Genomic DNA, 12383 nt, shown 5'->3' with positions numbered 1-12383 from the left:
GCAGCAGGCGGACACTGTGCGCCCCTGCACTACGGAACAACGCGTGAGCCCTGCCCTTCCCCCCCTGCACCGCTGGCAGGTGCTGCTGATGTCGGTGGCAACCGGCGTAGCGGTGGCCAGCAACTATTACGCCCAGCCGCTGCTGCATACCATCGCCGATGCCTTCGGCGTGCCGTTCGGGCAGGTGGGCATGGTGGTGACCGCCGCGCAGCTGAGCTATGCCGCCGGCCTGATCCTGCTGGTGCCGCTGGGCGATCTGTTCGAGCGGCGGCGCCTGATCGTGGTGATGAGCCTGCTGTCGGCCGGCGGCCTGGTGATCAGCGCCTGCGCGCCCAGCCTGACCTGGCTGCTGGTGGGCACGGCCATCACCGGTCTGTTCTCGGTGGTGGCGCAGGTGCTGGTGCCCTTCGCCGCCACCCTGGCCGCGCCGGAACACCGCGGTCGCGTGGTGGGCACGCTGATGAGCGGCCTGCTGCTGGGCATCCTGCTGGCACGCACGGTGGCCGGGCTGCTGTCCAGCCTGGGCGACTGGCGCCTGGTCTATGCCATCGCCGCCGGCGTGCTGGTGCTGACCGCCGCCGCGCTGCAGCGCGGCCTGCCCCGCTTCCATCACTCGGCCGGGCTGGGCTACTTCGCCCTGCTGCGTTCGATCGGCACGCTGTTCGTGCAGGAACCGGTGCTGCGCCAGCGCACCCTGCTGGGGGCCTGCAGCTTTGCCATGTTCGCCATCTTCTGGACGCCGCTGGCGTTCCTGCTGGCGCAGCCGCCGTACGCCTACAGCGACGCCACCATCGGTCTGTTCGGCCTGGTCGGCGCCGCCGGTACGCTGGCGGCGGGTCTGGCCGGGCGCATGGCTGACCGCGGCCAGGCCGGCCGCGCAACCGCCATCGCACTGCTGATGCTGCTGCTGTCCTGGCTGCCGCTGGGGTTGTCGGCGCATTCTCTGCTGGCGCTGCTGGTGGGCGTGGTGGTGCTGGACCTGGCCGCACAGCTGCTGCATGTCAGCAACCAGAACCTGATCTACGCCCTGCAGCCAGAAGCGCGCAACCGCCTCAACGCCGGTTACATGACCGGCTACTTCATCGGCGGCTCGCTGGGCTCGCTGCTGTCTGCGCAGGTGTACCAGCACTTTGGCTGGACCGGCGTGTGCGTGGCCGGTGCCAGCGTGGCAGTGCTGGCCCTGCTGCTGTGGCTGCCGGGCGCCCTGCGCGCCCGCCCGGCCTAGCGGCGGTGCGTGGGCGATGACAGGGAACAGGCGCGCTATCATGGCCGCCTGTTTCCAGGAAGTAGTCGCGTGGACGCCATTCTCACCCCGGTATCGATCGGCGAGCTGATCGACAAGATCACCATTCTCGAGATCAAGGCCGAACGCATCACCGATGCGGCCAAGGTCGCCAACGTGCGCACCGAACTGGAAGGCCTGCTGCCGCTGCTGCAGCAACAATTGCAGGCCCAGCCGGCGCTGCAGGCACTGAAGGTGCAGCTGAAGGAGATCAACGAGCGCATGTGGGACATCCAGGACCAGCTGCGCGACAAGGAAGCGGCACAGGTGTTCGACGATGCCTTCGTGCAGTTGGCACGCGGCGTGTACGGCACCAACGGCGAACGCATCGTGGTGAAGAACGAGATCAACCGCGTGGCCGGTTCGGCGCTGGTGGAAGAGAAGCAGTACCAGGGGCAGTAAGCCAGCCTCAGCTGCATTCCAGCAGGTGGCGGATGCGGAACAGTTCGCCATCGCTGCGGATGCCCAGCTTCTGGTAGGCGGTTTTCTTCTGGGTACTGATGGTGCTGGCCGCACGCTGGAAGCGCTGGGCCATTTCGCCGGTGCTGCAGCCCTGCAGCACCAGCCGCAGGACTTCGCGTTCGCGGCGGCTGAGCGGCGCCAGGCTGGGCGCGACCGCAAGCAGGGTGCGCGACCGGCTGAGCTGGGCGCGCAGGTCGGGCGGCACGAAGCGCCCGCCGCGAGATACCACATCCACCGCGCGCAGCAGCACGTCGGGCGGGGTGGCCTTGGACAGGAAACCACGCGCGCCGGCCTGCATGGCCGTGGTGACCGTGCTGGCGTTGCAGTGCGCCGACAGCACCAGCACCGGCAGCTGCGGCCACTGGCGGGACAACCGGCGCAGCAGCGCCATCCCATCCCCCAGATCGCCCAGTGGCAGTGCATCGATCAACAGCAGATCGATACCGCCGGGCTCGCGACGCAGCCGCTGCAGCAGTTCGCCCTCATCGGCGTAGCTGCCACAGACTTCCACGCCGCTGTGCTGCCGCAACAGCACTTCCACGCCCAGCCGCAGCACCGGGTGCGGATCCAACAGTGCCAGCCGGCGTGGCCGGTCGGGTAGCAGGGGCGGAAGGACGGGCATCGCTGCATATCCGGCATTTCGGGAATGCCACCGTAGGCCGCCGCCGCCCGCTGCGGAATCCAATTCGTTGCAATGCAATACACGTGTCGCGCCGCGGTCATGCGCGGTTTCGATAGCTGAAACAGAACAGGCCCGGTCAAGACCGGGCCTGTTGGTGCGTTGCCGGCGCGATGCGCGCGGCGCGGCGATTACCAGCTGAAGCGCGGGCCGACGGTGTATTCCTTGTCGCCGTGGCGGTTCATCTTCAGTTCGCCGTTCACGCCCCAATTCTGGTTCAGCTTCACCTGACCACCCAGGCGGCCGTACCACTGACCGTCGATATCGACGCCGTGCTTCTTCGAATAATCTTCGTAGCCGACCAGGCCATAGACTTCAGCGTGGGCGCCGAAGGCAGTGCGGATACCGGCTTCAGCGCTGTAGCCGTTGAAGTCCAGGCCGTGCTTCTGGTCGAACTTCTGGTAGGCCACGCGGGCGACGAAATCGCTGGACGGTGCGATTTCAACGTTGTAACCGGCACCGACCTTCCACTGGTCGACCTTGATGTTGGTGTGGTCCACTTCCTGGCGGCTGTATTCACCGAAGGCATGGAAGTTCGGCAGGAAGCCGTAGGAACCCTTGACGCCGTAACCGTCGGCCTTCACGCCATCAACGTCGGTCTTGGCGTAGTCAGCCTCGGCGTAGTTGTAGGACAGGTTTTCAGCGGCCGAAGCGGTGAACGGCAGGGCAGCGGCCAGCGCCAGGGCAATCAGCGAATTCTTCATGGGGGTACACCTTTACTTTCTTATGGTGTGCAGCAGCGCCAGGGCGCCATCGCATCGGGAATGTAAATTCTCCGTTATTCGACACAACGCTCCCTGAAAACCGCGGTCTTCGCATTGCTGAATTTTCTGGCTTGATTCAGGCAGTTTCTGGCATACGCGCGCGCTGCGTGCACATGCACTGCATTCCAATGGGCGCCTGCGTGTCGATTGCACGCGCACTGATTCGTCGAACCAGCAAGACCGTGCATCCGCCACGGTCCACCACGGAGGCAAGTGATGAGCTACATCGATGGTTTCGTCCTGGCGGTGCCCACCGCCAACAAGGAAAAATTCCTGGCCCACGCCCGCATGGGCGACGTCGTGTTCATCGAATACGGCGCGCTGCGCGTGGTTGAGTGCTGGGGCGATGATGTACCGCCAGGCAAGACCACCGACTTCTTCGGCGCGGTGAAGGCCACGCCGGATGAGACGGTGGTGTTTTCCTGGATTGAATGGCCCGACAAGGCCACCCGCGATGCGGGCATGCAGAAGATGATGGAAGACCCGCGCATGGATCCGTCGAAGAATCCGATGCCCTTCGATGGCGCACGGATGATCTATGGCGGCTTCGTGCCGATCCTCGATCTGTTGCCCTGACTGACCCGACGCGAAGCGCCTCAGCGCGCGCTGGGGTCGTCTTCGCTGGCATGGCCGGCGCCCAGCGCGGCGCCGGCCCCCAGGCCCAGGCCGCCCATGCCGGCGCCCGCTCCACCGCCGCCGCCACCACCGCGACCGCCCTTGGTCTCGCCCTCGCCGCCTCGCGCTTTGTTGCCGCCGGCGCCGCCACTGGCCGGACGGGTCGGGCCCTGCGGTGGAATCTGCAGGTCGGCCGGCACCGGTGCCAGGTCCAGGGCCTGCCGCACGAAGTCACGCAGCGACACCACCAGGTCATGGGTATGCACCGGCCGGCCCTGCGCCAGTTCGGTGGCGGCACGCGCGGCCAGCCGCACCTGTTCGTCGGTGCCCAGCAGCAGGATGTCCGACAACGCCGCCTCCACCGCATCGCGGATGCGCCGCGCACGCTCCGAGCCGGGCTCGGCGCTGCCGCTTTCATGGGCGCGCTGGCGCAGTTCGCGCAGATGGGTGGGGTCCACGCCCAGATCGCCGGTGAATGACCCGCCCAACGTTTTGTAGGCGGCCATCAGCGTGCGCAGGCGTTCGTTGATCTGCCGGTTCTCGCGCTCGCGGCGCTGCTGCAGGGTCTGCATCACCAGCAGGCGGATGCCCACGCCCAGCAGGGTGATCAGCACCAACCCGGCCAGCGTGGACAGCACCCCCTGCCAGGAACTGAAGTCGATACCGCGCATGCGCAGGCCTCCCATGGAAGACCTGCATGGTGGCCTACTTCAGGTGCAGGGATCGAGAGGATTGCCGCGGGCCACGATCAGCGGGTCGCGCGCGGTGGCCGGCAGCACCGGCATGCGCTCCACCGGTACGCCGAAGGTCGCGGCCAGGGTGGCCGGTGGCAGCGCCGCGCCACACAGGCGGTAGCCGATATCGGCGGGCATCGGCCGGTCGAAGAACACCAGGAAATGGATGTCCTGCCCCAGTGCTTCAATCTGGTGTGGGTAGGCCGGGGGAATGAAGTACACATCGCCCGGTGACAACAGGTAGGTGTCGGTGCTGCCGTCGGGGTCGAGCACGGTCATGCGCGCATGGCCGCGGTGCACGTAGCCCATTTCGGCGGTATCGGGGTGCCAGTGCGGTTCGCGCATGCCGTCTTCGCCGATCTGCAGCGAGTACATGGCCAGATGGCGCAGGGCGGGCCAGAACTGGCTGCGGGCGACCCGTGCGTGGCCATACGGGAAAGTCACCGGTGCCGACTGCGCTTCCACGTCGAAGCGCAGCGGCTGCGCGTGATCGGGCGACGCAGGCGGCAGACCCCGCGGGCGCGGTACCAGGTAGCGGGTGCGGGTATCGCGTGGCAGCGCCGCGAAGGCGCTGGCGGGCAGGTCGAAGGTGTTGCCCAGCACCGCGTCACTCATCGCACCGAAGGCCGCCTGCAGCGAGAAATCCTGCGGATGGGCATGGCTGAAGGCGATGATCAGTTCGGCGCGGCCGGGGCCCAGGTTTTCAATCAGATGCAGGGCACCGCTGGGAACATGGAACATCTGCCCTTCTGACACGACAAACGCACTCACCTGGTCACCGTTGTCGATCACCTGCACGCGCACCTGGCCCTGGCAGACGTAGGCCAGTTCATCGGCATTGGCATGCCAGTGCGCTTCGCGCATGGCGTCGGCTTCCAGCCGCAGGCGCTTGATCGACAGCCCCTGCAGCAGCGGGAACGCGGTTCCGTCCAGGCGGCGGACTTCGCCCAGCGCACTGGCATGGGCCAGTTCTGCGTGGGCCAGCGAACGGACGTGACGGGACAGGGGCATGGCAGAAACAGACATGACGTTCTCCGCAGGGATCAGGCGATCGTGCTGGGCAGGGCCAGCAGGAAGCAGGTGCCGCGGCGTGGCGAGGACTGCACATCCACGAAGCCACCGCTGGCTTCCACCGCGGCGCGCACCTGGGCCAGGCCGAGGCCGCGCCCCGGGCCGCGGCTGCTGGCGCCGGGCTCGAACATGCGCGCGGACACCGCCGGATCGATGCCCGGGCCGTTGTCGGCCACGCGCACGATGCCGTAGCGGCCCGGTGTCCGCCCGGGGCCGGCGACCACCAGGGTGCAGGTGTCGGTGCTGATGCGCATGCGCGCGCCTGGCGCGCAGGCCTCGCGCGCGTTCAGGGCCAGGTTCACCAGCGCACGCTGCAGGGCACTGCGGTCCACCTGCACGCGTCCGGACAGCGCGCACGCATCCAGTTCCAGCTGCATGGCCGGGGCGATGGCGTGCTGGAGCAGCGGCGCCATTTCCTGCACCAGCTCGGCCAGATCCACGCCATCACTGCTGCACGGGCGCGGAATGTCCTGGCCCAGGAACAGCCGGGCCATGCCGGCGCCCTGTTGCAGGGCCTGCCCGGCCACGTCCAGCAGCGCGCTGTCGGCCGGGCCCAGGCGGCCGCCCTGCAGCGCCAGCCCGATCGCGGCGGCGGCCGCCTGCAGCACGTTGTTCAGATCATGGCCCAGCATGGCCAGGCGGCTGGCGGGGGACGGTTCGGCGGGGGCCACTGCCAATGGGGTGTGCATTACCGCTCTCCTTGCAATGCGGACGGGTCGGTGATCAGCGGGTTTCGCGGCAGGCGCCCAGGAACCAGCTGCGGCGTTCGGCCTCGTCGATCCAGGTTTCGATCAGGCTGGTGCTGGCCACGTCGCCGTACTCGCTGCACACGCCATGGGTGGCACGCAGGAAGCCGGCCAGGCGGCGGTTGTCGTCGGCCAGTTCGGCCAGCATGTCCTGCGCGGTGACATAGTCGGCATCGTTGTCCAGCAGGCGCTGGATGCGCTGGATGTGGCCGATTGAACGCAGGGTGGTGCCGCCGACCTTGCGCGCGCGCTCGGCAATGGCATCGGTGGTGGCCAGCACCTGCGCGGACTGCTCGTCCAGCATCAGGTGGTAATCGCGGAAGTGCGGACCGCTCATGTGCCAATGGAAGTTCTTGGTCTTCAGGTACAGGGCGAACATGTCGGCCAGCAGCGCGGTCAGCGCCGGGGCCAGATCGGCGGCGGCCTGCGCGCCCAGGTCGTTGCGTACGCGCAGGGCGCTGGAAAAGGTGGGAGCGGTCATGGCGGCGGTTCCAGTGGGGGACGGATCCAGCGTAGGCAGCGCGCGGGCCGGCGCCCATTGCACCTGGGTATCGTCCGGGGCATACCTTGGTTTGCCCGGCCGGCTGCGCACATCCGTGCAAGACGCCGCGCCGGTTCCTTGCCCAGCATGGGCGGGCAAGGGACCGTAGCAGCGGTCTTTCGGCGTGGCCGACAGGCGGCGCCCCACCCTGGCACAGGAGGCCCGATGCCAACGCCGCGCACCCCATCCCCCTGGACCCCGGCACCGCACCCCAGTGGCGGCGGCGACGTGGTGTTCCCACACCGGATCATCCCCCCGATGGCGCTGCGTGCGGTGGCCTGCGTGGTGGTGCTGGCCATCGCCCTGTTCGATACGCTGTCCACGCTGGAAGGTGCGGTGGCGGTGCTGTACGTGCTGCCGGTGCTGCTGGTGGCGCGCACCGGCCGCCGCGGCGACATCATCGCCGTGGCCGTGGCCGGCGCCGGGCTGACCCTGTGCGCCTACCTGGATACCCACGGCATCGACCACGTGGGGCCGCAGACCGTGCGCGCACTGGTCAGCCTGGTGGCGATCGCGATCGCGGCCGTGCTGGCCCTGCAGAACCAGCGTTCCATGCGCACCCTGGCCGACCAGGCCGTGCTGCTGGACCTGTCGCACGACATGATCTTCGTGCGCGACCCGGCGGGGGTGATCGGCTTCTGGAACCTGACCGCCGAGCAGGTCTACGGCTGGAGCCGCGAAGAAGCCGCCGGCCAACCCGCCGACCGCCTGCTGCAGACCCGCTACCCGGCGCCGCGCTCGCAGATTGAAGCGGACCTGCTGCAGCACGACCGCTGGGAAGGCCTGCTGGCGCAGCGCACCCGCGACGGCCGCACGCTGTGGCTGGAAAGCCGCTGGGTGTTGCAGCGTGATCGCCAGGGGCGGCCGCTGCGGGTGCTGGAAACGCATACCGATGTAAGCGAACGGCAGGCCGCACACGCGGCGCTGGTGCGCAGCGAACAGCGCTACCGCCGCATGTTCGACGGCAGCCGCATCGGCGTGGTGGAACAGGACTGGAGCGAGGTGCAGGCCGAACTGTCGCGGCATGGGGTGGGTGACCGCACGCAGCTGCAGGCCTATCTGCAGGCGTCCCCGCAGGCGCTCACCCGCTTCCGGCAACGGGCGCGCCTGGTGGGCCTGAACCCGGCCTTCCGCCGCCTGATCGGCGAAGGCGCACCACCGGCGACGGTCGATGCGGTGCTGGCCGACGACGACCGCACCTTCGCCGCATCGCTGGCCGCCTTCGTTGCCGGCGCGCCGCACTGCGAAGGCGAGACATCCATCGTGCGCGCCGACGGCAGCACGGTGCCGGTGCTGTTCACCATCACCTTCCCCGACCGCCGCGAAGGCGATGGCACGGTGCTGGTGTTCGTGGTCGACATCCACGAGCGCAAGCAGGCCGAGGCCCGCGCCTTGGCCGCGCAGGCCGAACTGGCCCATGCCAGCCGCGTGGCCACCCTGGGTGAACTGACCGCATCGCTGGCGCACGAGGTGAACCAGCCGCTGATGGCCGTGGTGACCAATGGCGAGGCCGGGCTGCGCTGGCTGCGCCGGCCGCAGCCAGAACTGCACGAAGTGGAACTGGCGATCGAACGCACCATTGCCGAAGGGCGCCGTGCCAGCGGCATCGTCAAGAACGTGCGCGACTTCCTGGGCAAGACGCCGCCCGCGCACGAAGTGCTGGCCCCGGCCGTGCTGGTGGACGATGCCCTGCGCCTGCTGCAGCATGAGCTGCAGCGCGAGCAGGTGCAGGTACAGGTGGATCAGGTGGCCGCGCTGCCGGACGTGCCGGGCCAACGCATCCAGCTGCAGCAGGTGCTGGTGAACCTGCTGTTGAATGCCTGCCAGGCCATGAGCGGCCAGCCCGGCGTGCGCGCCCTGCACATCGAACTGCAGGCGATCGACGGCCATGTGCGCATCGACGTGAGCGACACCGGCCCGGGCATCGCCGCCGAACACGTGGCGCGCCTGTTCGAGCCCTTCTTCACCACCAAGCCGCAGGGCATGGGCATGGGCCTGCCGATCTGCCGCACCACCGTGGAAGCCCACGGCGGCCAGCTGCAGGTGCGCAGCACGCCCGGCACCGGCACCTGCTTTACCCTGCTGCTGGCCACTGCACCGGAGACCGCCTGACATGCATCGTTCCGCGCCCCCACCCGCTGCGCCGCCATTGGTGGTGATCGTGGATGACGATCCGTCCGTGCGCACCTCGCTGGACAGCCTGCTGCGCTCGGTCGGGCTGCAGACGCGCTTGTACGCGGCCCCTGGCGAACTGGGCGCGCAGCCGCTGCCCGATGTGCCCGGCTGTATCGTGCTGGACGTGCGCCTGCAGGGCGTGAGCGGTCTGGATGTGCAGGCCCAGCTGGCCGCCCAGGGCGTGGCCCTGCCGGTGGTGTTCATGACCGGCCATGGCGACATTCCGATGACGGTGAAGGCGATGAAGGCCGGCGCGGTGGATTTCCTGGCCAAGCCCTTCCGCGACCAGGACATGCTGGACGCGGTGACCGCGGCCATCGAGCGCGACCGCCAGCGCCGCCAGAGCGATGGCGCGCTGGACGGCGTGCGCGCGCACTACGCCACCCTGACCAGCCGCGAGCGCGAGGTGATGGCGCTGGTGGTGTCGGGCCTGATGAACAAGCAGGTGGCCGCCGAACTGCAGTTGAGCGAGATCACGGTGAAGATCCACCGCGGCAACGTGATGCGCAAGATGGGCGTGCGCTCGCTGGCCGAGCTGGTGCGCCAGGCCGAAGCCCTGGGCATCGGCCACTGAGCACAGGCCGCGCCCGGGCCGCTACCCACACCTGCGTATGATGGTGGCGGCCGCGCGACTGCGGCATAAAGGACACCAGCCAAGCCCGGACCCGTTGCGTCCGGGGTGGCATGAAGGAGTCCCACATGTTTCCGCCCCCCCTCATCGCGATCGTGGACGACGATGCCGGCGTCCGCGCGTCGCTGTCCAGCCTGATGCGCGCGCTGGGCTATGCCGTGCGTGCCTACGCCCACGGCCAGGCGCTGCTGGATGACAGCACGCTGCCCACGCCGGCCTGCATCATCAGCGATGTGCAGATGCCCGTACTCGATGGCGAACAACTGCAGGCGCGCCTGCACGCGCGCGGCGCGGTACCGCCGATGATCTTCCTGACCGCCTTCCCCACCGCGGCCGTGGAACAGCGCGTGCGGGCGTCCGGCGCGGCGGCGTTCCTGCGCAAGCCGGTGGACGCCGATGCCCTGGCCGACTGCCTGCAGCGGCTGTTCGACGAAGGCGATCACACCAAGGTATGCCCCGGCGAACCGAGCGTGTGATGTTGCGCCGAGCACCCCAGGCGTAGCGTGGACCTCGTTCCCACCCACCCCTGAGGAGTTACCCGGATGAGCACTGTCACCACCCCCGATGGCGTCGAGATCTTCTACAAGGACTGGGGCCCGAAGGAGGCCCAACCGATCGTCTTCCACCATGGCTGGCCGCTGTCCAGCGATGACTGGGACACGCAGATGCTGTTCTTCCTGGCCAAGGGCTTCCGCGTGATCGCCCATGACCGCCGCGGCCACGGCCGTTCGGCGCAGGTGAGCGAAGGCCACGACGTGGACCACTACGCCGCCGATGCCGCGGTGGTCATGCAGCACCTGGACCTGCGCAACGCGGTGCATATCGGCCATTCCACCGGCGGTGGCGAAGTGGCGCGCTACGTGGCCCGCTACGGCCAGCCGCAGGGCCGCGTGGCCAAGGCCGTGCTGGTCAGCGCGGTGCCGCCGATCATGCTGCGCACCGCGGCCTACCCCAAGGGCCTGCCGATCGATGTGTTCGACGGTTTGCGTGCAGCACTGGCGGCCAACCGCTCGCAGTTCTTCCTGGACCTGCCCGGCGGCCCGTTCTACGGCTTCAACCGCGAAGGCGCACAGATCGTTCCCGGTGCCATCCAGAACTGGTGGCGGCAGGGCATGGCCGGCAGCGCCAAGGCCCATTACGAAGGCATCAAGGCCTTCTCCGAAACCGACTTCACCGAAGATCTGAAGGCGATCACCGTACCGACCCTGGTGCTGCATGGTGACGACGACCAGATCGTGCCGATCGATGCGGCCGCGCGTGAGTCGATCAAGCTGCTGGCCAACGGCACGCTGAAGGTCTACCCGGGGTATCCGCACGGCATGCTGACCACCCACGCCGACGTGATCAATCCGGACCTGCTGGCCTTCGTGCAAGGCTGAGGTCTGCCCGCGCGCGGGCACTGCAGCACGCCCGCGCGTTTTTCCGCCAGGAGCCGTGTCATGTCTTCCTCCCCCACTGCGGTCGGCGCCACGCGCGCCGCACCGTTGTTCGCCATGGCCGTGGCCGCCGGCCTGGGCGTGGCCAACATCTACTACAACCAGCCGATGCTGGCGGCCATGGCCCATGACCTGGGCGATGTGCGGGTAAGCAGCTGGATACCTGCGCTGACCCAGCTCGGCTACGCCGCCGGCCTGCTCCTGCTGCTGCCGCTGGGCGACCGCCACGAACGGCGGCGGCTGATCGTGCTGCAGTTCCTGGCGGTGGCGGTGGCTCTGGTGGTGTCGGCACTGGCGCCAGGGCTGGCCACCTTGGCGATCGGCGCGATCCTGCTGGGGGCGGCCGCCACCGTCGCCCAGCAGATCGTGCCGTTCACTGCGCTGCTGGTGGCGCCGGAGCGCCGCGGTGCGGCCATCGGCACGGTGATGAGCGGCCTGCTGGCCGGCATCCTGCTCAGCCGTACGCTGGCCGGGCTGGTGTCGAGCGCCAGCAGTTGGCGCGCCATGTTCTGGCTGGGCGTGCCGCTGGCGCTGGGCGCGGCGCTGCTGATGGCGCGTTCACTGCCACGGCACGCACCGCCGGGCCACCCGCCCGGTTACGGCGCCCTGCTGGGGTCGTTGCGCACGCTATGGCGCGACCATCCGCTGCTGCGCCGGGCCACCTGGGCGCAGGCGCTGCTGTTCGCTTCGTTCTCGGTGTTCTGGACCACGCTGTCACTGCACCTGGCCGCGCCGCCGCTGCAGCTGGGTGCTGCCACGGCCGGGCTGTTCGGCATCATCGGCGTGGTGGGCGTGGCGATCGCACCGATGGCCGGGCGCCTGGCCGACCGCCGTGGGCCGGCACCGGTGGTGCGGCTGGGTGTGCTGGCCACGCTGGCATCGTGGCTGCTGCTGGGCCTGTGGCCAGGCCTGGCCGGCCTGGTGCTGGGCGTGGTGGTGCTCGACTTCGGCGTGCAGGTGGCGCTGGTCAGCCACCAGCACCAGGTGTACGGCCTGCACCCGGAGTTCAAGAGCCGGCTCAACACCGTCTTCATGACGGGCATGTTCCTGGGCGGGGCGTTCGGCTCGTGGGCCGGCGCGCTGGCCTGGCATCACTTCGGCTGGACCGGCGTGGCGATGTTCGGCGGTGCCTTGCCGCTGGCCGCGCTGGCGGTGCTGCAGTGGCGGCCGACGGTGCAGCTGGCGCGCCACTGACAGGCAAAAAAAACCCTTCCGCCCGGACCGGGCGGAAGGGTTGATGGCGCCGG

14 protein-coding genes are annotated in these 12383 nt (G+C 69.0%); 8 read left to right on the top strand and 6 right to left on the bottom strand.

Going from position 1 to position 12383, the window contains the following annotated elements:
* Positions 1-88 precede the first annotated feature (88 nt).
* A complete protein-coding gene (locus C1932_RS01620; RefSeq protein WP_343125665.1) occupies positions 89-1225 on the top strand; it encodes an MFS transporter in 1137 nt (378 codons plus the stop codon).
* Positions 1226-1294: 69 nt separating this feature from the next.
* Positions 1295-1684: a DUF6165 family protein gene (locus tag C1932_RS01615; RefSeq protein WP_108761001.1), complete on the top strand. Its 390-nt coding sequence runs from the start codon at positions 1295-1297 to the stop codon at positions 1682-1684.
* Between the two features lie 7 nt (positions 1685-1691).
* On the opposite strand, the gene C1932_RS01610 is transcribed toward C1932_RS01615, so the two are convergent.
* Both C1932_RS01610 and C1932_RS01605 read right to left on the bottom strand, forming a co-directional pair.
* Positions 1692-2366, bottom strand: a complete 675-nt coding sequence (locus tag C1932_RS01610; RefSeq protein ID WP_108761000.1) for a response regulator transcription factor — start codon at positions 2364-2366, stop codon at positions 1692-1694.
* Between the two features lie 188 nt (positions 2367-2554).
* The gene (locus C1932_RS01605) at positions 2555-3127 is read right to left on the bottom strand and encodes an Ax21 family protein (protein ID WP_108748202.1); all 573 of its coding nucleotides are present in this window, start codon (positions 3125-3127) and stop codon (positions 2555-2557) included.
* Between the two features lie 276 nt (positions 3128-3403).
* On the opposite strand from C1932_RS01605, the gene C1932_RS01600 reads away from it, so the two are divergent.
* A complete protein-coding gene (locus C1932_RS01600) occupies positions 3404-3763 on the top strand; it encodes a DUF1428 domain-containing protein (RefSeq protein WP_108751912.1) in 360 nt (119 codons plus the stop codon).
* Positions 3764-3783: 20 nt separating this feature from the next.
* Here the strand turns inward: C1932_RS01600 and C1932_RS01595 are convergent, their stop codons facing one another.
* Genes C1932_RS01595 through C1932_RS01580 form a run of 4 tightly spaced genes read right to left on the bottom strand, consistent with a single transcriptional unit; the run spans position 3784 to position 6834 of the window.
* The gene (locus tag C1932_RS01595) at positions 3784-4473 is read right to left on the bottom strand and encodes a hypothetical protein (RefSeq protein ID WP_108763316.1); all 690 of its coding nucleotides are present in this window, start codon (positions 4471-4473) and stop codon (positions 3784-3786) included.
* A gap of 39 nt (positions 4474-4512) precedes the next feature.
* Positions 4513-5562 carry a cupin domain-containing protein gene (locus C1932_RS01590; RefSeq protein ID WP_108760999.1) on the bottom strand — a complete coding sequence of 350 codons (1050 nt, stop codon included), beginning with the start codon at positions 5560-5562 and terminating at the stop codon, positions 4513-4515.
* Between the two features lie 17 nt (positions 5563-5579).
* On the bottom strand, positions 5580-6296 hold the full coding sequence (locus C1932_RS01585) for an ATP-binding protein (protein WP_159094477.1): 717 nt from the start codon (positions 6294-6296) through the stop codon (positions 5580-5582).
* 34 nt (positions 6297-6330) lie between these two features.
* The gene (locus C1932_RS01580) at positions 6331-6834 is read right to left on the bottom strand and encodes a DNA starvation/stationary phase protection protein (protein ID WP_108760997.1); all 504 of its coding nucleotides are present in this window, start codon (positions 6832-6834) and stop codon (positions 6331-6333) included.
* A gap of 225 nt (positions 6835-7059) precedes the next feature.
* Between C1932_RS01580 and C1932_RS01575 the strand changes: the two genes are divergently transcribed.
* The 5 genes from C1932_RS01575 to C1932_RS01555 all read left to right on the top strand — a co-directional run bounded on the left by C1932_RS01575 (position 7060) and on the right by C1932_RS01555 (position 12330).
* The gene (locus C1932_RS01575) at positions 7060-9006 is read left to right on the top strand and encodes an ATP-binding protein (RefSeq protein ID WP_199911995.1); all 1947 of its coding nucleotides are present in this window, start codon (positions 7060-7062) and stop codon (positions 9004-9006) included.
* Position 9007: 1 nt separating this feature from the next.
* Positions 9008-9643: a response regulator transcription factor gene (locus C1932_RS01570; protein WP_108748196.1), complete on the top strand. Its 636-nt coding sequence runs from the start codon at positions 9008-9010 to the stop codon at positions 9641-9643.
* A 125-nt stretch (positions 9644-9768) separates the two neighbouring features.
* The gene (locus C1932_RS01565; protein WP_108760995.1) at positions 9769-10176 is read left to right on the top strand and encodes a response regulator; all 408 of its coding nucleotides are present in this window, start codon (positions 9769-9771) and stop codon (positions 10174-10176) included.
* A 66-nt stretch (positions 10177-10242) separates the two neighbouring features.
* Entirely contained in the window at positions 10243-11079 is an 837-nt protein-coding gene (locus C1932_RS01560) for an alpha/beta hydrolase (RefSeq protein WP_108755169.1), read from the top strand.
* Positions 11080-11139: 60 nt separating this feature from the next.
* Positions 11140-12330 (top strand): MFS transporter, encoded by a 1191-nt coding sequence (locus tag C1932_RS01555; RefSeq protein WP_108760994.1) that lies wholly within the window; start codon positions 11140-11142, stop codon positions 12328-12330.
* Positions 12331-12383 lie beyond the last annotated feature (53 nt).

This window comes from Stenotrophomonas sp. YAU14D1_LEIMI4_1, from assembly GCF_003086815.1.
In the GTDB taxonomy this organism is placed as follows: domain Bacteria; phylum Pseudomonadota; class Gammaproteobacteria; order Xanthomonadales; family Xanthomonadaceae; genus Stenotrophomonas.
Note: the sequence above shows the minus strand (reverse complement) of the source record. Positions and strands in the feature narration are given on the sequence as shown.